Here is a 25823-nt window from a genome sequence, read left to right on the forward strand (position 1 = left end):
ATTCTCGCCGCGCCCCGATTGGGAAAGAGGTACCTCCGTGGGGTGCCTTTTTTTGGAAATCCGCCGCAAACGATTGCGGTAAAGTCAGGCTTCTTTTTGAGCCTTGTTCGTGGATTTCCGGGTTGATTTGGCGCTTGTTGATTCGTTGGCCGGGGCGGCCAGCAGAAGGGGGAGCCGAGGCGCTAAGGCGTCTGCTTCTTCGTCGAGCACTTCGGTGCTGCTGCCGGGGTCGGGCACGAGCATTTTCCAGGTAGCGCGGCGCAGCTCATCGAGCTTGTCCACCGCCTCGCTCACGGTGGCGTTGGCCAGCAGCTTGTCGAACAGGCCGCTGCTATGGCCCACGGCAATCAGCTTTTCAATCACGAAGGGCAGCACCCAGCCCACCACATTCGACGCCAGAGCGCCGCGCAGGCCCAGGCGCATGAGCAGGCGCACGGTCATTTGCTCCAGCAGCAGCACGCGGGCGGCGGGCAGGGCCTTATCGGCCAGAAAATCGGCCACCAGCTTGAGGTTGCCCTTTTCGACTTCGGCACGCAGCACGTCCTGCACGCTGTCGAGGGCGCGGGCGGCCAGCTGGCGAAACAGGCGGCCGGTTTGCCAGGCGGCCAGGCCGGTGAAACGAGCGGCGCCCAGCAGCGCCGGCAAAAAACGGGGTTTTAGCATGGTTGAGTGCGAAACGGGGCCGGTCCGGAATAGTTGCTTGGGTAAGGAACGCTGGCCCGCAAATTGTGGTTAAGCCGCGCAGTAAGCAAAAGTGCGCGCAGGTGAAATAATCTCTGGCTTCGCGGCCGGCAATTAAAACCTCGGCACTAGTTGCTTGTTAGACTACGGCCCAAGGCCGCGTTTTCTCTCTTGTATGTCTGATTTGCTGCTGGATATAAATTTACAACAACTACCCGATGACTATTTCGGGGGGGAATGGCAGGTTGCGAACCGTGTGCTGAACCACAACGACCCGCGCAGTCCCCTGGCGCAGGCCGTGCGCCTGGTGCTGGCGCCTGGGCAGCTGGAAGCCAAGCCCATACCGCCTGGTGAGCCGCAGACCGGCCATTGGGCCGTGATGCGCGATGAAATACTGAATCGGCCTTACCTGAGCTTTGAGCTGCCCGAAGAGGCCACCCGGGCCCTGGTGACGCGCTTGCGTCGCTCGGCCGACGGCCTGCGCAGCCAGTTGAACCTATACTTCGCGTCGGGCATGGAAATGCAGCTCGACCGCGCCTGATTCCTTTCCTTTTCGAACCCTCATTTCTCTCGTTCGTGAGTACTTCGCCCGCTGCTTCCTCTTCTGCTGCCGCCGCCCAAGGGTTGGTGGGGCCCGAACAGTTCACGTTTCTGGCCGATATGATTCCGCAACTGGTGTGGATTACCGATAATACCGGCTTTCATACCTATTTCAACCAGCGTTGGATTGATTTCACGGGTTACGACTTGGCCGACAGCGTGGGCCCCGACATGTGGAACAACCTGCTGCACCCCGACGACCGCGCCCGCGCCCGTGAGGTGTGGGGCCATTCGCTGGCCACCGGCGACTACTACCGCATCGAGTACCGCTTCAAGGCTAAAGACGGCTCGTACCGGTGGTTCTTAGGCCAGGCCTTGCCGCGTCGCGGGGCCGATGGCGAAATCGTTGCTTGGTTCGGCACCTGCACCGACATCCAGGAGCAGCGCCAGATGCGCGAGCAACTGGAGGCCGCTTATTCTGACCTCGAAGCCAAAGTGATGTTCCGCACGCTGGACCTGGAACGCGAAGTGCAGACGTTGCGCCAACAGCTGGGCCAGAAATAGGCTACTCAAGCGTTGACTTTCTTCAAAACGGCTCTTCGGAGCCGTTTTGCGTTTATGTCAGGACTAGCCTCCTTGTTTCACCACCAGTTCTTTGCCCTTTTGATGAATGCCATTGTGATTCAGCAGCCCGGCGGCCCGGAAGTGCTTGCCATGCGGCAGCAGCCTCAGCCGCAACCAGCCGCGCACGAAGTGCTGGTGCGCGTGCACGCCGCCGGCGTGAACCGGCCCGATGTGCTCATGCGCCAAGGCAAATACGCCGGCAGCGGCGACGTGAGCGGCCTCGTGCCCGGCCTGGAAATAGCCGGCGTCGTGGAAGCGTGCGGCGCGCACGTCACGCGCTGGCAGCCCGGCGATGCCGTGTGCGCGCTGCTGCCAGCCGGCGGCTACGCCGAGTACGCGGCCGTAGACGCCCGCCACTGCCTGCCCGTGCCTGCCGGCCTGAGCATGGCCGAGGCCGCCGCTTTGCCCGAAACCGTGTTCACGGTGTGGCACAACGTATTTCAGCGGGGCCAGCTGCAGTCCGGCGAAACGCTGCTGGTGCACGGCGGCAGCAGCGGCATTGGCACCACGGCCATTCAGCTGGCGCGGGCGGTGGGCAGCCACGTGGCCGCCACGGCCGGCGACGAAGCCAAATGCAGCGCCTGCCGCGAGCTGGGCGCCGACTGGGCCATCAACTACAAAGCCGAAGACTTCGAACAGGTGCTCAACGACGAGGGCGTGGACGTAATTCTCGACATGATAGGCGGCGACTACACCGCCAAAAACCTGCGCCTGCTCAACGACGACGGCCGGCTGGTGTTCATCAATGCCATGCAGGGCAGCAAGGGCGAGTTCAGCGCGCTGGAGATGATGCGCCGAAGGCTGACCATCACCGGCAGCACCCTGCGGCCTCGTTCGGCCGATTTCAAAGCCGCGCTGGCCGAGGAGGTAGAAAAACACGTGTGGCCGCTAATCGCCGCGGGGAAGTTCCGGCCGGTTATTCACGCCACCTTCCCGCTGGCCGAAGCCGCGGCGGCCCATCGGCTGATGGAAAGCAGCGCGCACATTGGGAAAATATTATTGGAAACCGGCCACTAGCCGAAAAGCAAAAAGCCCGTTCTGCACAATGCGGAACGGGCTTTTTAGCGCGATGGAAGCCAAGGACTACGCCCGGCGCCACTTAATGGTGCAGCCAATGGCTTTGGTAGAATTGGTGGTGGCGGGCTTGCCGGCCAGGATTTCGGTCATGGCGTTTTCCACGTATTTCGTTTTCACCAGCTTGGGGTCTTCGGAGTTGTCGTCGATGGCGCCGATGTAGGACACCACGAAATCGGCTCCCTTGCGGGTGAGGACGTAGAGGTGCGGCGTGCGGGTAGCGCCGTAGGTTTTGGCCACTTGCTGCGACTCATCGACGAGGTAGGGGAAGGCGTATTTCTTCTTCTGCATGTCGGCGTAAGAATCGCCGGGGGCCACGGCCGGGTCGTTGGGGTTGATGGCCACCACGGGATAGCCTTTCGGCGCGTACTTGGCGTTCAGGTCGATAATGCGGCTTTCGTAGGCTTTGGCAAAAGGGCAGGTGTTGCAGGTAAACACCACGATGTAACCCTTGGCGGCCTTGTTATCGGCCAGCGACACCATTTTGCCGTCGATGTTTTTCAGCTTGAAGTCGGCAGCTTTGTCGCCCACTTGGTAGCCGTCGGCGACGGGGCGGCTCACGAAGCCGCTGAGCAGCAACGCGAAGCAGAGGGAGAGGAAAGGCAGGAGCTTTTTCATGGCGGTGGAGCAGGTAATAAGTGAGAAATGGAAACGAATTATTGCTGGACTTTCTGCAAGGCGGCCGTGAGCTCGGCTTGCGACAGCTCTTTTTCAAATGTAAGGCGCCGCTTGGTTTTGTTGTTGACAATGAGGGTGAAAGGCAGCGCGCCCGACCATTTGGCGTCCACTTTGTCGATGAAGCTATTCGGGTCCGACTCATTCAGCAGCACCACTTCCGACTTGAGCCCGCGCTGCTTCACGAAGGGCTTCACCTTTTTATCAAGCTGCGAGGCATAGTCCATGCTCACCAGCAGCACTTTCACTTTGCGGCCCGCATTGGCGGCGCGCAGCTGCTCGAAGTGGGGCAGCTCTTTCACGCAGGGCGCGCACCAGGTGGCCCAGAAATTGACCACGTACGTGGTGTCGGTGGGCCGCGCCAGCCGCTTCTGCAGCTCCGGAAACTTGATGACGGCTACCTGCTGGGCGAAGCCGGGGGCGGCGGTGAGCAGGGCAAAAGCAAGGAAAAGGGCTTTCAAAGGTTGACCGAGGTGTAATGATTCCTGTGATTGGTTGATAGACAGCAAACCCTGGCGCGAAGTTGCGGCTGCCCGAGGCGCGCGGCCGGCTTTACCTTTGTGCGACGGCGCAACTTTCGCCTTCTGACCGTAGTTTTTGCTTCATGAACAAAACGTATTGCCCCAGCCTGACCGAGTACAAGCGCCGCGTATCCCGCGTAGTCAACATCGGCGGCCTGCCCATGGGCGGCGACTACCCCATTCGGGTGCAAAGCATGACCACCGTCGACACCATGGACACCCTGGGCTCGGTGGAGCAAACGCTGCGCATGGTGGAGGCCGGCTGCGAGTACGTGCGCATCACGGCGCCCAGCATGAAAGAGGCCCAAAACCTGCTGGAAATCAAGAAAGAACTGCGCAAGCGCGGCTGCAACGTGCCGCTCATCGCCGACATTCACTTCACGCCCAACGCGGCCGAGCTGGCCGCCCGTATCGTGGAGAAAGTGCGCGTGAACCCCGGCAACTACGCCGACAAAAAGAAATTTGAGGAGATTGAATACACCGACGCCACCTACGCCGCCGAGGTGGAGCGCATCCGTGAGCGGTTTCGGCCCCTGGTGAAGATTTGCAAGCAGCACGGCACGGCCATGCGTATCGGCACCAACCACGGCTCGCTCTCGGACCGAATTTTGAGCCGCTACGGCGACACGCCGCTGGGCATGGTGGAGTCGGCACTGGAGTTTCTGCGCCTGTGCGAGGAAGAAAACTATTACGACGTGGTGCTGAGCATGAAGGCCAGCAACACGCAGGTGATGGTGCAGGCCTACCGCCTGCTGGTGCAAAAGCTTGACGAGGAAGGCCTGCAGCCCTACCCGCTGCACCTGGGCGTGACCGAGGCCGGCGAGGCCGAAGACGGCCGCATCAAGAGCGCCGTGGGCATCGGCACGCTGCTCGAGGACGGCCTGGGCGATACCGTGCGCGTGAGCCTGACCGAGGCGCCCGAAGCCGAGGCGCCGGTGGCCAAAGCGCTGATTGACCGCTACACCGGCCGGGCGGCGTTGGCCAAGCCCATTGCGCCGCTGGTGGGCGAGGAGCCCATCAATCCCTTCCAGTATTTCCGCCGCGTGACGCGCGAGGTGGCCAACCTCGGCGGCCAGAACGTGCCGCGCGTCATCACCGATGTGTCGCGCCTGCCCAACCTGGAGTATGCCGACTTGCGTGCGGCCGGGCATTTGTATTCGGCGTTTCTCGACAAGTTTCAGATGTCGGACCTGGGGGCTGACTACGTGTACACCGGCCAGCGCCCGGCGCCCTTTATGCTGCCCAACGGCCTGAAGGAAATAGTGGATTACACCGCCTGGCGCGACGCCGGCCAGCGCGCCGACCATTTCCCGGTCTTCACGCCGGCCGAATACGCCGGGGCCCCCGCCCGCCACCCGGAGCTGAACTTCGTGTTCCAGAACCTGGCTTCGCTAACCCAGCCGGTGCTCGACCAACTGCGCGCCGACAGCACCGCCGTGGTGATTCTCTACACCGACAACGCCCACGCCATGCCGGAAATCCGGCGGGCCTTTTTCGCGTTGATGAATGCCGGCGTGACTTGCCCAGTGGTCATTAACCGCCAGTACCCAGCCCTTTCGCCCGAAGAAACGCAGCTGTACGCCGCCACCGACGGCGGCGGGCTGCTGCTCGATGGCCTCGGCGATGGCCTCGTGCTGAGCACGGAACTGCTGCCGGAGCGCAGCAAAACCGAATGGCTCAGCACCATCGAAGGCCTGAATCAGTTGTCGTTTGGCATCTTGCAAGCGGCCCGCACCCGCATGAGCAAGACCGAATACATCAGCTGCCCCAGCTGCGGCCGCACCTTGTTCGACTTGCAGGAAACCACGGCCATGATTCGCAAGCGCACCGACCACCTCAAGGGCATCAAAATCGGCATCATGGGGTGCATCGTGAACGGCCCCGGCGAAATGGCCGACGCCGACTACGGCTACGTGGGCGTGGGCAAGGGCAAAATCTCCCTCTACCGCGGCCAGGAAGTCATCAAGAAATCGGTGCCCGAAGAAGCCGCCGTGGACGAGCTCATCGAACTCATGCGCGAGGACGGTCGCTGGATTGAGAAGGAAGTAGTGGAAGAGCCGGTGGGTATTTAAATTTTAGAGTGAATGTTAGTTTAAAGTATGAGCTTCAATGCGACTGTGTACAACGTGATGATTGCCTCTCCTGGAGATGTACAGGAGGAACGACAAGCCGTCCGTGACTTGATATACGAATGGAATGCTCTCAATGCAGATGAACGAAAGCAAGTGCTTTTGCCGATAGGTTGGGAAACACATTCTGCTCCTGATATGAAAGCACCTGCTCAATCAATCATCAACGAGTCGGTGTTGGCTCCTTGCGATTTATTGGTTGGTATTTTCTGGACGCGTATAGGCACTGCCACTGCGGAATACGCAAGCGGAACAGTAGAGGAAATACAGCGGCACATAGCTTCTGGCAAGCCAGCAATGCTATACTTTTCTGAAGCGCTTGTTAAACCAGAAATCAATATCAGTAAGCAGTTCAAGCAACTTCAAAAGTTTAAAAGCTATTGCCAGCCTAAAGGATTGTATGAAGGGTTTTCAAGTTTAGATGAGTTTAAAAGAAAATTTAGAAATCAACTCCAGATTAATATAAAAAAGTATTTCCCTGTTGCTGCTGTTCCCGCTTCTAACCATTTGCTAAGTCTTGTGAAGTCTAGCGAGAAATTGGAATTGAGCATTGACGAACAAAGTCTTTTGCAAGAAGCAGCCCAAGATTCTCGCGGAATAATTCAACGTCACCGAATTGCTGCCGGAACATATATTCAAACGAACAGAATTAATTTTATTAAGGAACAATCGCCAAGAGAGATAGCCAAATGGGATGCTATAATCGGCTCTCTTGTTCATAAGGGCTTATTCAAGCCAGTTGGCTACAAAGGAGAAGTGTTTGAGGTTACTGCAGCTGGATTTGAAGTCATCGACAATTCTAAATAATCTGATTATTTACACTTCTCCTTGCGCCGCGTGTCGATGATGTGCGCAATTTTCCAGCCGTCGGCCAGCTTCACCAACTGGAACGAGTCGTAGCCGCAGTGGCTGAATTTACTGCCGAGGTAGAACTCGTACGGCGTCCACACGCTGGCCAGGTTGGCGTCAATCAGCACCTGCTCGAATTTTATCCGCTCGTCCCATACTTCGGCGTGTGGCGTGCCCACGGCTTTCAGGAAGCCGTTGATGTTTTCGGTTTGTAGCGCCACGGGCTGGCCGGGCCGACCGCCGATGCCGTGGAAAACGGCGCCGGGCGCCAGCGTTCGGCGCACCAGGGTGCTGTCGCCGCGCCGCATGCCGTCGAAAAAGGCGGTGACGGTTCGCTTCACGGCCTCCGTTTCGGAAGGCGCTTGTTGGGCGTTGGCAACGAGGGCCGGCAGTGAAAGCACAGCGGCGAGCAGGAGAGAAGTAGCGAATTGGGGCATAATGGCTGGAGTTGCGGGAGTATAGGCGAGGAGCCAAGGCGCAGGTTGCACGGCAGCCCAGTAGGTTGATGTTTAACGTGTTTTACCTAGCAAATCCGGGCTTATCGCAAATCATTCTGGCGCGCCCCGTGTTATCTTTCCGAACCCAAACCTGCCTCGCCATGAACGGTAAAAACCTGTTTAACTTCGGTCCCGCCCTCGGTTATTTCTTCCGCGGCAACGACCCGAACCGCAAAACCAATTTCAACCTGAAGACCATGCACTTCATCAATAAGCTCAGCTTGGCGATGTTTCTGGTGTGCCTAGTGGTGATGCTGTTCCGCTACGTGCTCTAACCTGCGGACGGCCCGATGAACATTGAAGACTTCCGCGATTACTGCTTGCTGAAAGCGGGCGTGACCGAGGAAACCCCATTCGGCCCCGAAACACTGGTGTTCAAAGTAGGAGGCAAAGTGTTTGCCCTCACCGACATCGACACTTTCGGCAGCATCAACTTGAAGTGCGACCCCGAGCGGGCCGTGGAGCTGCGTGAGGCGCACGACTACGTGCTGCCCGGCTACCACATGAACAAGAAGCACTGGAATACAGTGCTCATCGGCACCGGCGTTCCGGAAAGCCAGCTGCGCGAGCTGATTGACCATTCGTATGAGTTGGTCTGGGTTTCCCTTCCCAAGGCGGTTAAGGCAGCTTTGGAAATGTAGAGACTCATATTTGCGTCTTTACAGCCCACGCAAAAGCCCCGCCGGATTGCCGGCGGGGCTTTTGCGTCAACAGTAGATTACTGTCCTACTAAGAACACGGCGTTGCCGAACATCAGCTTGCCGCCCTGCCAGAAGGCGCGGAAAAGCGGGTTGTCGCCCAAGTACACCACGGAGCCGCGGCCCAGGTCCTGGGTGCCCACCACGAAGGTGTCGGTGAGTTCCTTGCGGGCTTTGGTGCCGGCGAAACCGGCCGAGTAGCTGTCCTTCTTGATGACGCCCACGTTCCAGCCGCCCTTGTCGAGGAAGCGGTAGCCCAGGGGGTTGCGGATGAGGGCGAAGTAGTTGCTACCGTAGCCGAAGGCCAGCGGGTGGGTGTTGTCGAGCTGCACGCGGTACACGCTGCCCTGCACGGCCTCTTCGGCTTCCTCGCGCTCCGAGTCGCCGTAGCGGCGCAGCAGGCGGTAGGGGTTTTGCTGGTTGGCCTTGCGCACGGCCACCGAGTCGACGGCTTTGGTTTTCAGCAGAAAGTCCTTCTTGTTGGCCAGGAATTTGGCGGCGCCTTCCAGGGCAATGAGGCGGCCGCCGTCGCGCACCCAGGCCTTGAGGCCTTCGAGGGCGCGGTCTGAGTAGATGTCGCTGTAGTTGCCGTTGGGCAGAATCAGCACGTCGTACTTCTGCAGCGACACGCGGCTGAGGTAGTCGGCGCCCAGCACCGTGAGCGGGTAGCCGAGCTGCTGCTCAAAGAAGTGCCACACCTCGCCAAACGCGGTGGGGTCGACGCCGGGGCCGGCCACCACGGCCACGTTGGGCTGCTTCACGAAGTGCACCGTGCTGGAGCCCAGGTCGCGGCCCGTGGTGGAGAACCCCGATTTCACGGCCACGACGGTGGTGCCCGCCGAGTCGGCCTGGGCGCGCACCAGCTGGTCGAAGCGGGCGCCGAGGCCTTCGTTGCCGGTGCGGGTGATGATGAGGGTGCCGGGCGCGTACTGCTGGCCTTCCGACTCAAATGCTTTTTCGGCGTAGCGCACCTTCACTTTTTGCTGCAGCAGGCGGCTCAGGAAACGAATGTCTTGCAGGCTGTTCCAGCGGGCCAGGTAGGCGTAAGGGCGGTCGGCGGAGGCGGCGCTGCCCTTCACCATGGCTTGGCTGGGGGCGGCGCCCGAGGCGTCGAGGCGGCCGGGCAGGGCGTAGGCTTTCAGGTTGAAGGCGTAGGGCAGGGCCCAGGAGGTAATGTCGTAGGTGAGCGAGTCTTCGAGCTGCGACTTGGGCTCGAACAGCACCTTCACCAGCGTCGACTTGGGCTGGTACATGCTGATGACCACGTCGCGCGGCTCCACCTGCACGTTGTCGGTTTTGCCGGTGGCGTAGTTGTAGCCCTTGGCTTTGCTGCGCTTGCTGGCGAAACCGTACTGAATCTGGTTGCGGTCGAGGTATTGGGTGAAGGCGCGCAGCTGGCCGGGGTCGTTGCCGGCCGACAGCACGTAGGTTTTGTAGTCGCCCTGCGGCTTGCTCCGGGCCGTGGCGAAGTAGCTCTGGAACTCGCGCAGCAAGTCGTCGTGCCGCTCAGCGGTGGCCTGGATAGTGGCGCGGCTGGCAGCGTGGTGGTGGGCAATTCGCTGGGCCAGCGTCAGCGTGTCGCCGTCGAGGCGGGCGAAAGCCAGGCCACCGGCGGGGCCGCCGCCCTGCTCGTAGGTCATGCCGATGGCGCCGTTGAAGCTGGGCCAGGTGTCGCCATAGGTGGGCGCGTAGAGGTCGTACACCTCGCGGGTGAAGTACAGCCAGTTATTCTTGTCAAACGCCACCTTGTTGTAGTCGCCCAGGATGCCCTGAAACTTGCGCTGCCACGGCGTAATGTCGGCGTGGTAGGGCTTGGCCGCGGGCGAGAAATAATACGTGTTGTTGGGGCCCATCTCGTGAAAGTCGGCGTGCACGGCCGGCAGCCACTGGTTGTAGAGGGCGATGCGCTGGCGGGTTTCCTGCTGGGTTTGCCAGGCCCAGTCGCGGTTCAGGTCGAAATAGTAGTGGTTGAAGCGGCCGCCGGGCCAGGGCTCGCGGTGCTCCCAGGAGTCGGGGTTGGCGTTGGGGCTCTGGTTGCGCACGCGGTTGTACCAGTTCACGTACCGGTCGTGGCCGTCGGGGTTGATGCAGGGGTCGACGATGACGACGGTGTTTTTCAGCCAGTCCTGCACTTGTTGGTCCTGCGGGTTGGCCAGGTCGTAGAGCACCTGCATCACGGCTTCGGAGCTCACGGCCTCATTGCCGTGCACGTTGTAGCTCAGCCAGCACACGGCCGGCTGCTGGCGCTGGGCGCTGCCGCTTTCCAGGCCGGCCAGGCGCAGGTTGTTGTGGCGCACATCTTCCAGCTTGCCGAAGTTGTCGGCGTTGGCAATCTGCACCACTTCCAGCGGGCGGTTTTCGTAGGTTTTGCCGTAGGGCACCAGCTTCATGCGGCCAGGCGAGTGTGCCACCACGTGGGCCACGTAGCGCAGCATCTCGGCGTGCGGCGTGAACTGCGAACCGAGCTTATAGCCGAGGAACTGGTCGGGCGACAGGAGCGGGCCGGCGGCATCGGATGTTTGGGCGCGGCTGTTCAGGCCGATGCTCAGCAGCAAACCCAGTAAGCACCACCGGTGGCGCAGAGCTGCCGCTGGGCGGGTTAAAAATGAAATCATCAATGAAAAGAAAATAGGAGAGCAAAAAAGCGCGCCGCGAAGCGACACCTCAAAAGTATCACTCCGCGGCGCGCCGCGTATGGCCACATGAGCCGCTGCTACACCACCACGTTTACCATGCGGCCGGGCACCACAATCACCTTTTTGGCGGCTTTGCCCTCGCCGTGCTTGGCCAGGAAATCAGAGGCCAGCACGGCGGCTTCGATGTCGGCGGCGGTGGCGGCGGCGGCAAACTGCATCTGCTCGCGCACCTTGCCGTTGATGGCAAGCGGGTAGGTCACGGTGTCTTCCACTAAGTATTCTTCGCGGAACTCGGGGTAACTGGCCGTGGAGATGCTGCCGGCCGCGTGGCCCAGCTCCTGCCATAGCTCTTCGGCCAGGTGCGGGGCAAACGGCGACACCAGCAGCACCAGCGGCTCCAGAATGGCGCGCTTGTGGCACTTGAGGGCCGTGAGCTCGTTCACGGTAATCATGAACAGGCTGACGGAGGTGTTGAAGCTGAACTTCTCGATGTCTTCCTGCGCCTTCTGGATGGCGCGGTGCAGCACCTTGAGCTCGGCCGGCGTGGCGGACTCGTCGGTCACGGCGAGGGGGCCGTCTTCGGGGTGGAATAGGCGCCAGAACTTCTTGAGGAAGCCGCCCACGCCGCTGATGCCGTTGGTATTCCAGGGCTTGTACTGCTCCAGCGGGCCGAGGAACATCTCGTAGAGGCGCAGGGCATCCGCGCCGTAGCGGCCAATCAGCACGTCGGGGTTCACGACGTTGAATTTGGACTTGGACATTTTCTCAACTTCCCAGCTACAGAGAAATTGACCATCTTCTGTCACAAATGCAGCCGATTTGTAGTCATCTCTTGACGAACGGAATTGTTCAAGGTCTAGTACGTCATTCTCGACCAAATTCACGTCTACATGCAAGGCTGAAAAACTTGCTTTACCGTCTCCACCTACGTTATGGATTTTCAACTTTGCATTAAAGTCGGGGTACATCAAACGAGCGGATTTCTCAATCTCTTTCACTTGATTAAAAAAGTCGATAACAGCGGGGTTATTCGTTTGGTCTAGAGTGACATCTCGAAGCGCTTCCCGAATATTTTTGGATACATAGATGCTCGGCAAAAGCTCCATGTGCTCGTCACTGTTTGGGTCATTTGTATCCCATGTATGCCATAGCCTATACACAAAATTCGACCGGCCCAGAATCATGCCCTGGTTAATCAGCTTTTGAAAGGGCTCATTGCCGCTCACGAGGCCCAGGTCCTTCAGGAACAGGTACCAGAAGCGGGCGTAGAGCAAGTGGCCGGTGGCGTGCTCAGCGCCGCCCATGTAGAGGTCCACGGTACCCCAGTACTGCTCGGCTTCTTCACCCACGAAGCGCGCGTCGTTGGTGGGGTCCATGTAGCGCAGGTAGTACCACGACGAACCGGCCCAGCCGGGCATGGTGCTCAGCTCGTAGGGGTATTTGCCTTTGTAGAGCCAGTTTTGGGCACGGCCGAGGGGCGGCTCACCGGTTTCGGTGGGCTTGTACTCATCGATTTCGGGCAGCACCAGCGGCAGGTCGCTTTCGGCGATGCCGTAGGCCGTGCCGTCCTTGTAGTAAATCGGAATGGGCTCGCCCCAGTAGCGCTGGCGGCCGAAAATGGCGTCGCGCAGGCGGTAGTTCACCTTGCCGCGGCCCAGGCCTTTCTCTTCCAGATAGGCAATGAGCTTGGCGGTGGCTTCTTTGTAGCCCAAGCCGTTGATGAAGCCGGAATTGATGTAGTGGCCTTCCTTGGTGGGGTCGGCTTGCTGGTCGAGGTCCTTTTGCGCGTCGGAAATGGCCGGAATGGGCAGGCCGAAATGCTTGGCAAACACGTAGTCGCGCTGGTCGCCGCTGGGCACGGCCATCACGGCGCCGGTGCCGTAGCCGGCCAGCACGTAGTCGGCCAGCCAGATTTGCACGGGCTCGTTGTTCACCGGGTTCAGGGCATACGCGCCCGTGAACACGCCCGATACGGTTTTGGTATCGGCCATGCGGTCGCGCTCCGAGCGGCGCTTGGTGGCGGCGATGTACTCGTCGACGGCGGCGCGCTGCTCGGGCGTGGTGAGGGCGTCCACCAGCTCGTGCTCCGGCGCCAGCACCAGGAAGGTGGCCCCGTAAATGGTGTCGACGCGGGTGGTGTAGACCTTGATGTGCGCGTTGTCGTGGCCCTGCACCGGGAACGTTACCTCGGCCCCGATGCTCTTGCCAATCCAGTTGCGCTGCATCTCCTTCACCGCGTCGGGCCAGTCGATGGTGTCGAGGCCCTGCAGCAGGCGGTCGGCGTAGGCCGTGATGCGCAGGTTCCACTGGGGCATGAGGCGGCGCTCCACGGGGAAGCCGCCGCGCTCCGAGAGGCCGTCCTTCACCTCGTCGTTGCTTAGCACCGTGCCCAGGCCGGCGCACCAGTTCACGTAGGTGTCCTGCTGGTAGGCGAGGCGGTAGGGGTGCACGGCGGCCAGCTTCTGCTGCTCCGAAAACAGCGCCCACTGCCCGGCCGTGAACACCTGGCGCTCGTCGGCGTCGCCGGCCGCGTTGATGCCTTCGCTGCCGCTCTCGGCAAAGCGGGCGGTGAGGGCCGTCAGGGGCTCGGCGCGGTCGGTATCGAGGTTGTACCAGGAGTTGAACAGCTTGAGGAAAATCCACTGCGTCCACTTGTAGTAGCCGGGCTCCGAGGTGCGCACCTCGCGGCTCCAGTCGTAGCTAAACCCCAGGCTGTTGAGTTGCTTGATGTAGGTGTCGATGTTTTTCTCCGTCGTGATGGCCGGGTGCTGGCCGGTCTGGATGGCGTACTGCTCGGCGGGCAGGCCGAAGGAGTCGAAGCCCATGGGATGCAGCACGTTGAAGCCCTGCAGGCGCTTGAAGCGCGACACAATGTCGGAGGCAATGTAGCCCAGCGGGTGCCCCACGTGCAGGCCCGCCCCGGAGGGGTAGGGGAACATGTCGAGCACGTAGTATTTGGGCTTGTCGGAGTGGTTCTGGGCCCGGAAAGTGCTGTGCGCTTTCCAGTGGGCTTGCCACTTCTTTTCGATTTCTTCGGGGCGGTATGCGGGCATCTTGCGCGGAGTTTATTCCAGGCAAAGGTAGGACGTAGGAGAAAGTAGGGCGAAATTTGTTGTGACGACTGCAGCCGTAGCGCCTCACCCCCGGCCCCTCTCCCACAGGAGAGGGGAGCCAGCCGACTTCGATAGGAGCAGAACCGGTGCCTCTTTCCTTCGGGAGAGGGCCCGGGGGTGAGGCGCCCCGATTGCACGACGCCCCCATTTGTCCCGATACCCCGCCCCCGATGGCCCGCATTCCCAAAGAATTAGTTGACCACATCATCCAGACCGCCGACATCGTGGAAGTTGTCGGCGACTTCGTGCAGCTCAAGCGCAAGGGCCAGAATCTGTGGGCCCCGTGCCCGTTTCACAACGAAAAGTCGCCGTCATTCTCCGTAAACCCGGCCAAGAGCCTGTACAAGTGCTTCGGCTGCGGCAAGGCCGGCGGCGTGGTGCAGTTCGTGATGGACGTGGAGGGCACCAGCTACGTGGAGGCCCTGAAATACCTGGCCAAGAAGTACGCCATCGAGATTCAGGAGGAGGAAAAGACGCCCCAGCAGCAGCTGGAGCAGAACGAGCGAGACTCGCAGTTCATCGTTTCGGACTTCGCCAAAAACCACTACCACCGCCTGCTGCTCAACTCCGAGGAGGGCATGAGCATCGGCTACGGCTACCTCAAGGAGCGCGGCCTCAACCTGAGCACCATCCAGACGTTCGAGCTCGGCTATTCTCTGGATGCCTGGGACGACCTGATGAAAGCCGCCGAGACGGCCGGCTACGACAAGAAATACCTGGAGAAAACCGGCCTCACCGTCATCCGCACCGACGACCAGGGCAAGGATACCGGCCGGCGCTACGACCGGTTCCGGGGCCGCGTGATGTTCCCGATTCACAACATCAGCGGCCGGGTGGTGGGCTTTGGGGCGCGCACGCTGAAGCGCGACGACAAGATGGCGAAGTACCTCAACTCGCCAGAATCTGAGATTTACCACAAGTCCGACGTGTTGTACGGGCTATTTCAGGCCCGGCAGGCCATTCGTACGCAGGAGGTTTGCTACCTGGTGGAAGGGTACCTGGACGTGCTGAGCTTGTACCAGGGCGGCATCAAAAACGTGGTGGCCTCGTCGGGCACCTCGCTCACTGAAGGCCAGATTCGGCTCATCAAGCGGTATTCCGATAACGTGACGGTGCTCTACGACGGCGACGCGGCCGGCATCAAGGCCTCGCTGCGCGGCACCGACTTGCTGCTCGAAGGCGGCCTGAACGTGCGCGTGGTGCTCTTCCCCGACGGCGACGACCCGGACAGCTATATCCGCAAAGTGGGCGACCAGCGCTTCACCGAGTACATCGAAACCAAGAGCCAGGACTTCATCTCCTTCAAAACCACGCTGGTGGCCCGCGAGGCCAGCAACGACCCGGTGAAGAAGGCCGAGGCCATCCGCGACGTGCTGCACAGCATCGCCAAAGTGCCCGACGCCATCAAGCGCCAGGTGTTTTTGCAGCAAACCTCGGCCACGTTCGGCATCGACGAGCAGGTGCTCATCACCGAGTACAACAAGCTTGTCAAAACCGCTTCGCAGAAGGCGCCCGGCGGCAGCGGCAACGCCGGCAGCTACGGCCAGGGCGCCGGCAGCGCCAACACCGGCTTTCCGCCCAGCAACAACCCGCGCTCGGCCCCGGCTCCGCGCCCGATGACCGACGAGGAAGAGGCCGAAATGCTCATGTACGGCGGCCACGAAGCCACCGTGGAAATCCTGGGCGCGGGCGCCAGCTTCCAGCCCTCGGCTGCCAAAGCCGAGGCCGACGACGACACGCCCGACATGCTGCAGGTGTGCGAGCGCGAGGTGCTGCGCCTGCTGGTGCTCTACGCCGGGCGCGAGGTGGAAGAGGAAATCAGCGTGGCGGCCTACCTCATGGGCCAGCTCGGCGAAAACCCGTTGCAGAAGCCGCTCTATGCCGAAATGTGGGAAATCTGCCGCCAGGAATTGCTGGCCGGCCGCTTCCCCGACGCCCGCCTGCTGGCCCAGAACGAGCGCGAAGACATCCGCCAGCTCATCACCGACCTGGCCACCGAGCGCTACGAAATCAGCCCCAACTGGCGCACCAAGGAAATCTACGTCTTTAACGAAGTGGACCTGCCCAAGCTGGCCTGCGACAACGCCGTGCTGCGCCTCAACAAAGTGCACGTGCAGCGCGAGCTCGACCAGTGCCTCGAAAAGCTGCGCCACCCGCTGGACGACGTCGAGATGTTCGAAATCCTCGGTGACATCAAGCGGCTGAAGGAACTCGACAACGAGCTGGCCGGGCTGCTGGGCACCGTGGTGGGCCGCACGGCGTAGGATTTGGCCGTCCGTAATCGGCGATAATGAGGCGTCGTGCTTCGACAAGCTGGCATGACGTTCCTTTGAGGTCTCAACCAACCCCATGCTCCGACAACTCAACATCAACCGGCTGCTGCTGGCCATTGTCCTGACTTCGCTGAGTTTGGTCATCGGCATGACGGGCTTCATGGTCATCGAGCATTACCACCCGGTTGATGCCTTTTACATGACCGTGACCACCATTGCCACGGTGGGCTTTGGCGAAATTCACCCGTTTTCGCAGGCGGGGCGGCTATTTGTCTCCTTTTACATTCTTTACAACCTCGTCGTGGTGGCCTACCTCGTGTCGGTCATGTCCTCGTTTATCTTTGACGGCGAGCTGCGCAAGATTTACAACATGATTCGGACCGACCAGGAAATCAAGCGCTTTAGCGGGCACGTCATCGTATGCGGGTTTGGGCGCAACGGGCGCCGGGCCTACCAGGAGCTGCGCGCCAACGGCGCCCGCGTGGTGGTCATCGAATCGGACCAGGAGCTGATGAAAAGCATCACCAGCGGCAGCACCGGCGAGGACTACGACGGCGACGGCCTGCCCGGCGGCGGCATCTACACCGTGTTTGGCGACGCCACCACCGACCTCGTGCTGAAGCAGGCCGGCGTGGAGCGCGCCTCGGCCCTCATCACCTCGCTGCCCAAAGACGCCGACAACGTGTTTGTGGCCCTCTCGGCCCGCGCCCTCAACCCGCGCCTGAAAATCATCGCCCGCGCCTCGCTCAAAACCTCTGAAAGCAAGCTGCTCTCGGCCGGGGCCGACTCGGTGGTGATGCCCGACGAAATCGGGGGCTCGCACATGGCCAAGCTGGTGGTGCGCCCCGAGGTCATCCGCTTCCTCGACCTCATTTCCGGCCTCAGCGCCGACAAACTGCGGCTGGAGGAAATGAGCTTTGAGCAGCTCCGGCGCGATTTACACGGCCGCAGCATCCGCGAGCTCGACGTGCGCTCCATCACCGGCGCCACCATCATCGGCATGCGCACGGCCGCGGGCTCCCTTATGGTGAGCCCGCCCGTGGACTACGTGCCCGCGCCCGGCGACGTGCTGCTGGTGCTGGGGAGTGAAGAGCAGATTGAAACCTTCGAGGTGCGCTTCCGGCAGCTGTAAGGTCGCGCGGAATGCACAGGAGCGTCAAACTCCCCTCCTTACCAAGGAGGGGATGTTCGAGCCGCAGGCTCGGACGGGGGTGGTTAACGTCGTTGAACGACTGGCGGCTGCATCGTTTGGGTGCGTTCAACCGCCTAACCACCCCAGCTTGCGCTTTGCGCAAGCGTCCCCTCCTTGGTAAGGAGGGGAGTTGGCCGCCAATTTCCCATTCTTCCGGAAGCGCGGCCTCCTTCTACCTTTGCCGGCGCTATGCACATTCTGCAACTCTGTCCGCGCGTGCCTTTTCCGCCTCATGACGGCGGCGCCATTGCCATGTACGACGTGGCAGCGGGCCTCGTGCGGGCCGGGCACCGGGTCACGCTGCTGGCCATCAACACGCCCAAGCACCGCCAGCCGGCCGACGCCCTGGCCCGCCTGGGACCCAATTTGCGGCTGGTGCTGGTGGATGTTGACACGAACATTTCGGCCTCTAAAGCCCTCAAAAACTTCCTGTTCAGCCGCCAGCCTTACAACGTGGAGCGGTTCATCAGCCCGGCGGTGGGCGAGAGGCTGCTGGAAATCCTGCGCACCGAGAAAGTGGACATCGTGCAGATGGAAGGCACCTTCGTGGCCTGGTACGCCGAGCTGCTGGGGCGCCAGCATCGGGCCGATTTTCGGGTGCCGCCGCTGGTGCTGCGCGCCCACAACGTGGAATACACCATTTGGCAAATGCTGGCCGGCCGCGAAACCAACCCGCTCAAGCGCGTTTTCCTGGGCACCATTGCCCGGCGCTTGGAGAAGTTTGAGCGGCGCTACCTGCGCCAGTTCGACGCCGTGGCCGCCATCACCGAAGACGACGCCCAACGCCTGCGCGCCCTGCACTGCCCCGAGCCGGTGGTGTTCATTCCCGCCGGCGTCGACCTCAGCCGCGTGCGTCCCGACTCGTCGGTGCAGCCCAAGCCCCGCACCTTGTTCATGATTGGCTCGCTCGACTGGCTGCCGAATCAGGAAGGGGTGGAGTGGCTGCTGCGCGAGGTATGGCCCACGTTTCACGCCGAATTTCCGGACGTGGAGCTGCACCTTGCCGGGCGCAACGCCCCCGCGCACTTGCTCAATCGGAAAGGTGAAAATGTCATCATGCACGGCTTTGTGGAATCAGCCCCCGCCTTTATGCAGCAGTACGAGCTGATGCTGGTGCCGCTGCTGAGTGGCGGCGGCATGCGCGTGAAAATTGTGGAGGGCATGGCCTTGGGCAAAGCCATTTTGAGCACCACGCTGGGCGCCGAGGGCATTGTGGCCCACAACGACGAGAACCTGCTGGTGCGCGATGGCGCGGCCGCCTGGCTCGACGCCCTGCGCGCCTGGTACCGCGGCGAAATCGACGTGCGCGGCATTGGGGCCGCGGCCGCCCGCACCGCCACCAACGTCTACGACAACGGCCGCGTGGTGCAGCGCTTTATTGACTTGTACGAGCGCCTGCTTCTGCCCGCGCCGGCTGGCACGCCCGCCCATTCGCCGCCCGCATGAAGCTGCTTGTGCTCCTCTCGCGCTTCCCGTACCCCTTGGACAAGGGCGACAAGCTGCGCGCCTACCACCAATTGCGCTACCTGGCCGAGCGCCACGAAATCTGCCTCTTTGCCCTCAGCGACGAGGAAGTGACGGCCGAAGCCGACGCGGCGGTGCGGCCCCTGTGCCGGGGCGGCCTCACGGTGCACCGGCTGCACAAGCCCGGCATCGCGGCCAACATGGCACGGGCCTTGGCCACGGGCCGGCCGCTGCAGGTGGGCTATTTCTACGACGTCCAGGCCCAGCGCAAAGTCGATGAGCTGCTGCGCACCTTCCGGCCCGACCACGTGTACTGCCAGCTCATTCGCATGGCCGAATACCTGCGGCCCCACGCCGGCACGGTGCCCATGACGCTCGATTACATGGACGTTTTTTCGGCTGGCATGGCGCGCCGGGCCACGCAGGCGCCGCTATGGCAGCGGCCGGTGTTTGCGTTAGAGGCCCGGCGGCTGACGGCCTACGAAGCCGAGGCCTTTGCCTGGTTCCGGCACCACACCATCATCAGCGACCAGGACCGGCAGCTCATTCAGCACCCGCGCCGCAACGACATTCGGGTGGTGCTCAATGGCATTGACACCGAGAATTTCCAGCCCATGCCGGAGGTGGCCAAGGAATACGACGTGCTGTTTTGCGGCAACATGAGCTACCATCCCAACGTGGACGCAGCCGTTTTCCTGGCCGAGGAAATCATGCCGTTGGTGCGCGCGCAGCACCCCGGGGCGCGCCTGTTGGTGGCCGGCACCACGCCCGCGCCCCGGGTGCTGGCGCTGGCTTCGGCGCACGTGGAGGTGAGCGGCTGGGTGCCCGACATTCGGGCGGCGTATGCATCGGCACGGGTGTTTGTGGCGCCCATGCGCGTGGGCACGGGCCTGCAAAACAAGCTGCTCGAAGCCATGGCCATGCAGCTGCCGTGCGTGACCACCCCGCTGGCCAACAACGCCCTGGGCGGCACCGACGGCCAGGAATTGCGCGTGGCCGAGTCGGCGGCAGCCCTTGCTCGGGTCGTCTCGGAGCTGCTGGCCGACCCGGCTTCGGCCAGTGCTCTGGCCCGCCGCGGGCAGGCGTTTGTGAAAGCCCGCTACACCTGGGCCGGGGCCACGGCGCAGCTGGAAGCACTGTTCGGCTAGGGCGCCGCGCTACGGGCTAACTTTGCGGGCGCTGCCGCTGTTATGGCCCGAAATACCCCATCCCATGCTTGATACCATCGAATCCGCCATCGAAGACATTCGCGCTGGCAAAGTTGTCATCGTAGTCGACGACGAAGACCGTGAAAACGAAGGCGACTTCATTTGCGCCGCCCGGTCGGCCACGCCCGAAGTCATCAATTTTATGGCCACGCACGGCCGCGGCCTGGTGTGCGCTTCGCTGCCCGAGCAACGCTGCGAAGAGCTGGGCCTCGACCTGATGGTGGGCCACAACACGGCCCTGCACGCCACGCCCTTCACCGTATCGGTCGACCTGTTGAAGAACGGCGTGACCACCGGCATCTCGGCCTCCGACCGCAGCAAGACCATCCTGGCCCTTATCGACCCCGCCACCAAGCCCGAAGAACTGGGCAAGCCCGGCCACATTTTCCCCCTCAAAGCCCGCAAAGAAGGCGTGCTGCGCCGCGCCGGCCACACCGAAGCCGCCGTGGACCTGGCCCGCCTGGCCGGGTTTGAGCCGGCCGGGGTGCTGGTCGAAATCCTGAAGGAAGACGGCGAGATGGCCCGCCTGCCCGACCTCGAAATTGTGGCCAAGAAATGGGGCCTGAAGCTAATTTCGGTGCAGGACCTCATCAGGTACCGACTTGCCACGGAAAGCCTCATTACCCGCGAAATCTCAGTGAAGATGCCCACCGAGCACGGCGATTTCGACCTCTATGCCTTCACCCAAAACTCCAACGGCGCCAAGCACCTGGCCCTGGTGAAGGGCGACATCAGCGGCCCCGAGCCGGTGCTGGTGCGCGTGCACAGCTCCTGCGTGACCGGCGACATCTTCGGCTCGTGCCGCTGCGACTGCGGCCCCCAGCTGCACCAGGCCATGCGCCAGATTGAGCGCGAAGGCCGCGGCGTCATCGTGTACATGAACCAGGAGGGCCGCGGCATTGGCTTGCTCAACAAGCTGAAAGCCTACAAGCTGCAGGAGCAGGGCCGCGATACCGTGCAGGCCAACGAGGAGCTGGGCTTCAAGAGCGACGAGCGCGACTACGGCGTGGGCGCCAGCATCCTGCGCGACCTAGGCGTGCGCCAGATGCGCCTGCTCACCAACAACCCCCGCAAGCGCACCGGCCTCATCGGTTACGGCCTCGAAATCGTGGAAACGCTGCCCATCGAAATCCACGCCAACCCGCACAACGAAGCGTACCTGACCACCAAGCGCGACAAAATGGGCCACGAAATCATGCGAAAAGTACCCAGTGACGCCCCAGAAGCTGCTTAAGTTCTTCGTATGCCCAAGAAAAAAGGCCGGCCGAAATGCCGGCCTTTTTGCTTGGGCGTAACCAGTGCTTGGGAGTAGGCCCGTCGCTTGGAGGCCGGCATGGCTAGCAAGAGACGGGTAAGGACCTTGGCTGAATGGACAACATCGGGGCATTTGAGAATATTATTTCCAATGCTTTCAGTTACGCTGCCTATTTTCACCCATTATTCTTTCCTACTACCATGAAAACAACCCTACTTACTTCGTTAGGGCTCACCTTGCGCTTGGGTGCGGGGCTGGCCCTGCTCTGCCCGTTGCCCGAAGCCGCCGCCCAACTACCCACGGCGCCCACCAAGGTGTGGGACCGGCGCTTTGGCGGCACTTCCACCACCTGCAGCGGGGAAGATGCCCTGTTTACCCTGGCCGCCACCCCCGACGGGGGCTGCCTGCTGGGCGGGCGCTCCAGCTCCGACGCCGTGGGCGACGTGTCGCAGCCGAACTGGGCGTTTGGGGCCGATTTCTGGGCCGTGAAGGTGGATGCCCAGGGCAACAAGCAATGGGATGCCCGTTTTGGCGGCACCCAAATAGAAACCCTGCAAGCCATCTTGCCCACCGCCGACGGGGGCTACCTGCTCGGCGGCAGTTCAGATTCGGGGCAGGACGGCGACAAGTCGCAGCCCAGCCAGGGCGGCAACGACTTCTGGCTGGTGAAGGTGAACGCGCAGGGCGTCAAGCAATGGGACAAGCGGTACGGCGGGCCCGGCAGCGACTACCTCGCGGCCATCCAACCCACCCCCGACGGCGGCTACCTGCTCGGGGGCAGTTCGCAGTCGGGCAGCGGCGGCGATAAAACCGAAGCCAGCCGGGGCAGCAGTGACCTGTGGGTGGTGAAGATTGACGCGCAGGGCGCCAAGCTCTGGGACCACCGTTTTGGCGGCAGCGCCGAAGAATATTTTGCCGGCATGAAAGCCACGCCCGACGGAGGCTGCATTTTGGGCGGTTCCTCTCTCTCTGGGCTGGGCGGCGATAAATCGGAGCCAAGCCACGGGTCAGTGGATATTTGGCTGGTGAAGCTGGACGCCACCGGCACCAAACAATGGGACAAGGCCCTGGGCGGCGCGGGCTTCGATGGCCTCGGGGCCATTCAGGTGCTGCCGGGGGGCGGCTATCTGCTCGGTGGTAATTCGCAATCAAACATTGGCGACGACAAGTCGGATCCCCACAAGGGCGGTGGCGATATGTGGCTGCTGCGGGTCGACGCCCAAGGCACCAAGCTATGGGACCGCACCTACGGCGGCGCAATGGGCGAAAGCATTACCAGCTTAGCGCTGATGCCCGACGGCGGCTACCTGCTGGCGGGCAGCTCCAGCTCCGGCGTGGGCGGCGACAAAACCGAGCCCAGCCAGGGCGACGGCGACTACTGGGCCGTGAAGACCGACGCAGCCGGCGTGAAGCAGTGGGACAAGCGTTTTGGCGGCACCCTCAACGATAACCTCCTCGCCGTGCAACTGGCCGTGGGCGGCGACGTTTTGCTGGGGGGATTCACGGCCTCGCCCATTGGCGGCGACAAAACGCAAGGTTGCTGGGGCAACGTTGACTATTGGGTGGTGAAGATGACAGCGGGTGCGCCGCTGGCCGCGCAGCCGGCCGTGGCCGCCCAGGTGGGGCTGTACCCCAACCCGGCCCGGCACCAGGTAACGGTGCGCTTGCCTGCCGCTTACGCCCAGCAACCGGTGGCTGTCACCGTTCACAACGCCCTCGGCCAACTGCTGCGCCGCACCGCCCTCACGCCCACCGGCACAGTGCCCCTGGATGGTCTTGCGCCGGGCGTATACGAGGTGCGCCTCGCTTTACGGGAAGGCGTCGTTTCCAAGAAGCTGGTAATAGAATAGCGTTTTGAGCTGAACAGTATTGCCCAACCTGCTGCCGGTTGCGCTGGCTATAACCAGAAGGTTTTGACCCGCTAATCGATACTCGTTTGGTGCCCTCCGCAGCCTCAATCTGCGGGCTTCGGCGATGAGCCGAGGGGAAGGTAAAACGGAACTTGCCCCAGCGGGGCGACATGCAATGAGTGTCGCCCCGCTGGGGCAAGTTCTGCTATAACAGCTACGTTGCTACACGCCCGCCAGCTGCTGCCGCAGCATCGTGAGCAGCGACTGGGCCGCGTATTCCACGTTCAGCGCCCGGCCTCGGTCCAGCACGTATTCGCGGCTTATGGTGTGGGTGGCGTCGGCGTAGGCCAGGCACACGGTTCCTACCTTTTTGGTGGCCGTGGCGCCGGTGGGGCCGGCAATGCCGCTGGTGGCCACGGCCACGTCGACGCCCAGGCGGCGGCGGGCGCCCTCGGCCATCTCGCGCACGGTGGCCTCGCTCACGGCGCCGTGCTGAGCCAGGGTTTCGGGCTTCACGCCCAGCTCAGCCTGCTTGATGTCGTTGTGGTAGGCCACGATGCCGCCCCGGAAGTAGCCCGAGCTGCCCGGCACGCTGGTGAGGCGCTGCGCCACCAGGCCGCCGGTGCAGCTTTCGGCGGTGCCCACGGTGAGGCCCTTGGCCAGTAGTAATTGGCCGATGGCGGCTTCAATGGTGGTTTCCTCTTCAGCAAAAATGTACTCGCCGATGCGCTCACGCAGGGCGGGCAGCAGGGCCAGCATCCGGCCGCGCAGGTCGGGTTGGCCGTCGGCGGTGCCGGTGAGGCGCAGGCGCACGGCCCCGAAGCTGGGCAGGTAGGCCAGCTTGATGTTGGCGGGCAGGGCATCTTCCCAATCGGCGATTTTCTGGGCCAGAAAGCTTTCGCCCAGGCCGGCCGTCATCACCACGACGTGCTCGATGGGGGCGAGGTGAAACTGGCTTTGCAGGCGCGGCAGCACGTGGTCGGTCATCAGGCGCTTCATCTCGAAGGGCACGCCGGGCATGCTCACAAACACGGTGCCCTGGTCGTTGAACCACATGCCGGGGGCCGTGCCCACGGCGTTGTGCAGCACTTCGCAGTTGGCCGGCACCAGGGCTTGCTGGCGGTTCACGTCGAGCATGGGGCGTTGGAAGCGCTGGAAAATTTCTTCTACGTGGCGCAGCGTGGGCTCGTGCATCACCAGCTCGGAGCCGAAGTAGCGGGCCAGCACGTGCTTGGTGAGGTCGTCTTTGGTGGGGCCGAGGCCGCCGGTGATGAGCACCACCTGCGCCCGCTGCCGGGCCTGGTCGAGGGCCGTCACTATCTCGTCGGCGCGGTCCGACACCGACGAAATCTGCCGCACGCGCAGCCCGATTTTGCCCAGCTCCTGGCCCATGAAAGCCGAATTGGTGTCGATGACCTGCCCGTACAGCAGCTCGTCGCCAATGGTCATGATTTCGACGTCGGGCGGGGCGGCGGGACTGGTGGAAGAAACCGAGGGGGCGAGGAGCTGGTCGGGAGAGGGCATGGGTTTGTCGAAGAAAATAGGTTTGGCCGCAAAATTGTCTTCAATTTGCAAGCGCGACGGTCCAAGGACAGCCATAGGGGCTTTCCGGTTTTCCCGTTTCGTCAGTTTATTCCATGTTTACGCGCATTGCCGGTCCGTTGCTGGTAGCTGGTTTGCTGGTAGCGGCTACGCCCGCCGCTCAGGCCCAAACCAAAACCACTACCAAGAAGACTACAACCACCAAAACCACTACGCAAACCGCCGCCCAAAAGGCCGCCGCCGCCAAAGCCGCAGCGGCCAAAGCGGCCGCTGCCAAAGCCGCCGCCGACAAGGCCGCCGCTGAGAAAGCGGCCGCCGCCAAAGCCGCAACCCCGCCGCCCGCGCCGCTCACCGAAGCCCAGGCCAGCGCCGGCGTCAAGGAAGCCCTCAACAAAGGCATCGTGAAGGCCGTGCAGTTTGCTTCGGAGCCCGACGGTTTCAACCTGAACGACGACATCCACATTCCCTTCCCAGAAGATGCCATTCTGATGAAAACGACCCTGAGCAAGTTTCCGGGCATGAACACGGTTATCGGCACCTTCGAAACCCAGCTCAACCGCGCCGCCGAGGCCGCCGCGCCCAAAGCCAAGGATATTTTTCTCAATGCCCTCTCCAATATCAGCATCACCGATGCCCTGACGCTGGTGACCAGCGGCTCGACCGATGCCGCCACGCAGTTCCTGCGCAAGTCGACGGAGGCCCAGCTCATCGCCGCCTTCAAGCCCGACATCACCGCCGCCATCGACCAGGTGGGCGCCGGTGCCGCCTACAGCAAAATGACCAGCCAGTACAACCGAATCCCGCTGATGACGCCCGTGCAAACCGACCTTTCGGCCTACACCACCCAGAAAGCCGTCGACGGCCTGTTCATCCTGCTGGCTCAGGAAGAAGCCAAAATTCGCAAGAACCCGGCCGCCCGCACTTCCGACATCCTCAAGCAGGTATTCGGCCGGAAGTAAGGCTCGGGCCACGGCCCGTCACTCACCAAAAAGCCCCGGCTGG

21 protein-coding genes are annotated in these 25823 nt (G+C 62.3%); 14 read left to right on the forward strand and 7 right to left on the reverse strand.

Going from position 1 to position 25823, the window contains the following annotated elements:
* Window positions 1-84 precede the first annotated feature (84 nt).
* Entirely contained in the window at window positions 85-663 is a 579-nt protein-coding gene (locus IC234_RS02430; RefSeq protein ID WP_190922230.1) for a hypothetical protein, read from the reverse strand.
* A gap of 193 nt (window positions 664-856) precedes the next feature.
* Here IC234_RS02430 and IC234_RS02435 point away from each other — a divergent pair, with 193 nt between their 5' ends.
* The 3 genes from IC234_RS02435 to IC234_RS02445 all read left to right on the forward strand — a co-directional run bounded on the left by IC234_RS02435 (window position 857) and on the right by IC234_RS02445 (window position 2862).
* Window positions 857-1222: a hypothetical protein gene (locus IC234_RS02435; RefSeq protein WP_190922231.1), complete on the forward strand. Its 366-nt coding sequence runs from the start codon at window positions 857-859 to the stop codon at window positions 1220-1222.
* Window positions 1223-1257: 35 nt separating this feature from the next.
* Window positions 1258-1785 (forward strand): PAS domain-containing protein, encoded by a 528-nt coding sequence (locus tag IC234_RS02440; RefSeq protein WP_190922232.1) that lies wholly within the window; start codon window positions 1258-1260, stop codon window positions 1783-1785.
* 102 nt (window positions 1786-1887) lie between these two features.
* Complete coding sequence (locus tag IC234_RS02445) at window positions 1888-2862, forward strand: NAD(P)H-quinone oxidoreductase (RefSeq protein ID WP_190922639.1); 975 nt, start codon at window positions 1888-1890, stop codon at window positions 2860-2862.
* 66 nt (window positions 2863-2928) lie between these two features.
* Here the strand turns inward: IC234_RS02445 and IC234_RS02450 are convergent, their stop codons facing one another.
* Both IC234_RS02450 and IC234_RS02455 read right to left on the reverse strand, forming a co-directional pair.
* Entirely contained in the window at window positions 2929-3537 is a 609-nt protein-coding gene (locus IC234_RS02450) for a thioredoxin family protein (protein ID WP_190922233.1), read from the reverse strand.
* 38 nt (window positions 3538-3575) lie between these two features.
* Window positions 3576-4055, reverse strand: a complete 480-nt coding sequence (locus IC234_RS02455; protein ID WP_223827432.1) for a TlpA disulfide reductase family protein — start codon at window positions 4053-4055, stop codon at window positions 3576-3578.
* A 143-nt stretch (window positions 4056-4198) separates the two neighbouring features.
* On the opposite strand from IC234_RS02455, the gene ispG reads away from it, so the two are divergent.
* On the forward strand, window positions 4199-6187 hold the full coding sequence (ispG, locus tag IC234_RS02460; protein ID WP_190922234.1) for a (E)-4-hydroxy-3-methylbut-2-enyl-diphosphate synthase: 1989 nt from the start codon (window positions 4199-4201) through the stop codon (window positions 6185-6187).
* A gap of 57 nt (window positions 6188-6244) precedes the next feature.
* Window positions 6245-7051: a DUF4062 domain-containing protein gene (locus tag IC234_RS02465; protein WP_223827433.1), complete on the forward strand. Its 807-nt coding sequence runs from the start codon at window positions 6245-6247 to the stop codon at window positions 7049-7051.
* Between the two features lie 5 nt (window positions 7052-7056).
* On the opposite strand, the gene IC234_RS02470 is transcribed toward IC234_RS02465, so the two are convergent.
* A complete protein-coding gene (locus tag IC234_RS02470) occupies window positions 7057-7530 on the reverse strand; it encodes a nuclear transport factor 2 family protein (RefSeq protein ID WP_190922236.1) in 474 nt (157 codons plus the stop codon).
* A gap of 161 nt (window positions 7531-7691) precedes the next feature.
* Here IC234_RS02470 and IC234_RS02475 point away from each other — a divergent pair, with 161 nt between their 5' ends.
* Together IC234_RS02475 and IC234_RS02480 are read left to right on the forward strand one after the other, a co-directional pair.
* The gene (locus tag IC234_RS02475; protein WP_190922237.1) at window positions 7692-7865 is read left to right on the forward strand and encodes a DUF6728 family protein; all 174 of its coding nucleotides are present in this window, start codon (window positions 7692-7694) and stop codon (window positions 7863-7865) included.
* A gap of 15 nt (window positions 7866-7880) precedes the next feature.
* Complete coding sequence (locus tag IC234_RS02480) at window positions 7881-8231, forward strand: MmcQ/YjbR family DNA-binding protein (protein WP_190922238.1); 351 nt, start codon at window positions 7881-7883, stop codon at window positions 8229-8231.
* A 77-nt stretch (window positions 8232-8308) separates the two neighbouring features.
* On the opposite strand, the gene IC234_RS02485 is transcribed toward IC234_RS02480, so the two are convergent.
* Entirely contained in the window at window positions 8309-10903 is a 2595-nt protein-coding gene (locus IC234_RS02485; protein WP_190922239.1) for a M14 family metallopeptidase, read from the reverse strand.
* Between the two features lie 98 nt (window positions 10904-11001).
* Entirely contained in the window at window positions 11002-13977 is a 2976-nt protein-coding gene (locus IC234_RS02490; RefSeq protein ID WP_190922240.1) for a leucine--tRNA ligase, read from the reverse strand.
* 230 nt (window positions 13978-14207) lie between these two features.
* On the opposite strand from IC234_RS02490, the gene dnaG reads away from it, so the two are divergent.
* The 6 genes from dnaG (at window position 14208) to IC234_RS02520 (ending at window position 23279) form a co-directional block, all read left to right on the forward strand.
* Window positions 14208-16301 carry a DNA primase gene (gene dnaG, locus IC234_RS02495; protein WP_190922241.1) on the forward strand — a complete coding sequence of 698 codons (2094 nt, stop codon included), beginning with the start codon at window positions 14208-14210 and terminating at the stop codon, window positions 16299-16301.
* Window positions 16302-16386: 85 nt separating this feature from the next.
* Entirely contained in the window at window positions 16387-17442 is a 1056-nt protein-coding gene (locus tag IC234_RS02500) for a potassium channel family protein (RefSeq protein ID WP_190922242.1), read from the forward strand.
* 249 nt (window positions 17443-17691) lie between these two features.
* On the forward strand, window positions 17692-18948 hold the full coding sequence (locus IC234_RS02505) for a glycosyltransferase family 4 protein (RefSeq protein WP_190922243.1): 1257 nt from the start codon (window positions 17692-17694) through the stop codon (window positions 18946-18948).
* Window positions 18945-20114 carry a glycosyltransferase gene (locus IC234_RS02510; RefSeq protein ID WP_190922244.1) on the forward strand — a complete coding sequence of 390 codons (1170 nt, stop codon included), beginning with the start codon at window positions 18945-18947 and terminating at the stop codon, window positions 20112-20114. Before IC234_RS02505 ends, IC234_RS02510 begins: the two co-directional genes overlap by 4 nt.
* A gap of 64 nt (window positions 20115-20178) precedes the next feature.
* Window positions 20179-21408 (forward strand): bifunctional 3,4-dihydroxy-2-butanone-4-phosphate synthase/GTP cyclohydrolase II, encoded by a 1230-nt coding sequence (locus IC234_RS02515; protein ID WP_190922245.1) that lies wholly within the window; start codon window positions 20179-20181, stop codon window positions 21406-21408.
* Between the two features lie 221 nt (window positions 21409-21629).
* Complete coding sequence (locus tag IC234_RS02520; protein ID WP_190922246.1) at window positions 21630-23279, forward strand: T9SS type A sorting domain-containing protein; 1650 nt, start codon at window positions 21630-21632, stop codon at window positions 23277-23279.
* Window positions 23280-23501: 222 nt separating this feature from the next.
* On the opposite strand, the gene IC234_RS02525 is transcribed toward IC234_RS02520, so the two are convergent.
* Window positions 23502-24803: a competence/damage-inducible protein A gene (locus IC234_RS02525; protein WP_190922247.1), complete on the reverse strand. Its 1302-nt coding sequence runs from the start codon at window positions 24801-24803 to the stop codon at window positions 23502-23504.
* A 113-nt stretch (window positions 24804-24916) separates the two neighbouring features.
* Here IC234_RS02525 and IC234_RS02530 point away from each other — a divergent pair, with 113 nt between their 5' ends.
* Complete coding sequence (locus IC234_RS02530; protein WP_190922248.1) at window positions 24917-25780, forward strand: DUF4197 domain-containing protein; 864 nt, start codon at window positions 24917-24919, stop codon at window positions 25778-25780.
* The last annotated feature ends 43 nt before the right edge of the window (window positions 25781-25823 follow it).

The sequence above is a fragment of the Hymenobacter armeniacus genome (genome assembly GCF_014699055.1).
In the GTDB taxonomy this organism is placed as follows: domain Bacteria; phylum Bacteroidota; class Bacteroidia; order Cytophagales; family Hymenobacteraceae; genus Hymenobacter; species Hymenobacter armeniacus.

What these genes read in the sequence shown, in the direction of transcription:
- IC234_RS02450 (WP_190922233.1), bottom strand. Translation starts at nt 3,537, where the DNA reads ATGAAAAAGCTCCTGCCTTTCCTCTCCCTCTGCTTCGCGTTGCTGCTC.
- IC234_RS02430 (WP_190922230.1), bottom strand. Translation starts at nt 663, where the DNA reads ATGCTAAAACCCCGTTTTTTGCCGGCGCTGCTGGGCGCCGCTCGTTTC.
- IC234_RS02445 (WP_190922639.1), top strand. Translation starts at nt 1,888, where the DNA reads ATGAATGCCATTGTGATTCAGCAGCCCGGCGGCCCGGAAGTGCTTGCC.
- IC234_RS02485 (WP_190922239.1), bottom strand. Translation starts at nt 10,903, where the DNA reads ATGATTTCATTTTTAACCCGCCCAGCGGCAGCTCTGCGCCACCGGTGG.
- IC234_RS02465 (WP_223827433.1), top strand. Translation starts at nt 6,245, where the DNA reads ATGATTGCCTCTCCTGGAGATGTACAGGAGGAACGACAAGCCGTCCGT.
- IC234_RS02470 (WP_190922236.1), bottom strand. Translation starts at nt 7,530, where the DNA reads ATGCCCCAATTCGCTACTTCTCTCCTGCTCGCCGCTGTGCTTTCACTG.
- IC234_RS02505 (WP_190922243.1), top strand. Translation starts at nt 17,692, where the DNA reads ATGCACATTCTGCAACTCTGTCCGCGCGTGCCTTTTCCGCCTCATGAC.
- IC234_RS02500 (WP_190922242.1), top strand. Translation starts at nt 16,387, where the DNA reads ATGCTCCGACAACTCAACATCAACCGGCTGCTGCTGGCCATTGTCCTG.
- IC234_RS02475 (WP_190922237.1), top strand. Translation starts at nt 7,692, where the DNA reads ATGAACGGTAAAAACCTGTTTAACTTCGGTCCCGCCCTCGGTTATTTC.
- IC234_RS02480 (WP_190922238.1), top strand. Translation starts at nt 7,881, where the DNA reads ATGAACATTGAAGACTTCCGCGATTACTGCTTGCTGAAAGCGGGCGTG.
- IC234_RS02520 (WP_190922246.1), top strand. Translation starts at nt 21,630, where the DNA reads ATGAAAACAACCCTACTTACTTCGTTAGGGCTCACCTTGCGCTTGGGT.
- ispG (WP_190922234.1), top strand. Translation starts at nt 4,199, where the DNA reads ATGAACAAAACGTATTGCCCCAGCCTGACCGAGTACAAGCGCCGCGTA.
- IC234_RS02530 (WP_190922248.1), top strand. Translation starts at nt 24,917, where the DNA reads ATGTTTACGCGCATTGCCGGTCCGTTGCTGGTAGCTGGTTTGCTGGTA.
- IC234_RS02525 (WP_190922247.1), bottom strand. Translation starts at nt 24,803, where the DNA reads ATGCCCTCTCCCGACCAGCTCCTCGCCCCCTCGGTTTCTTCCACCAGT.
- IC234_RS02515 (WP_190922245.1), top strand. Translation starts at nt 20,179, where the DNA reads ATGCTTGATACCATCGAATCCGCCATCGAAGACATTCGCGCTGGCAAA.
- IC234_RS02510 (WP_190922244.1), top strand. Translation starts at nt 18,945, where the DNA reads ATGAAGCTGCTTGTGCTCCTCTCGCGCTTCCCGTACCCCTTGGACAAG.
- IC234_RS02435 (WP_190922231.1), top strand. Translation starts at nt 857, where the DNA reads ATGTCTGATTTGCTGCTGGATATAAATTTACAACAACTACCCGATGAC.
- IC234_RS02490 (WP_190922240.1), bottom strand. Translation starts at nt 13,977, where the DNA reads ATGCCCGCATACCGCCCCGAAGAAATCGAAAAGAAGTGGCAAGCCCAC.
- dnaG (WP_190922241.1), top strand. Translation starts at nt 14,208, where the DNA reads ATGGCCCGCATTCCCAAAGAATTAGTTGACCACATCATCCAGACCGCC.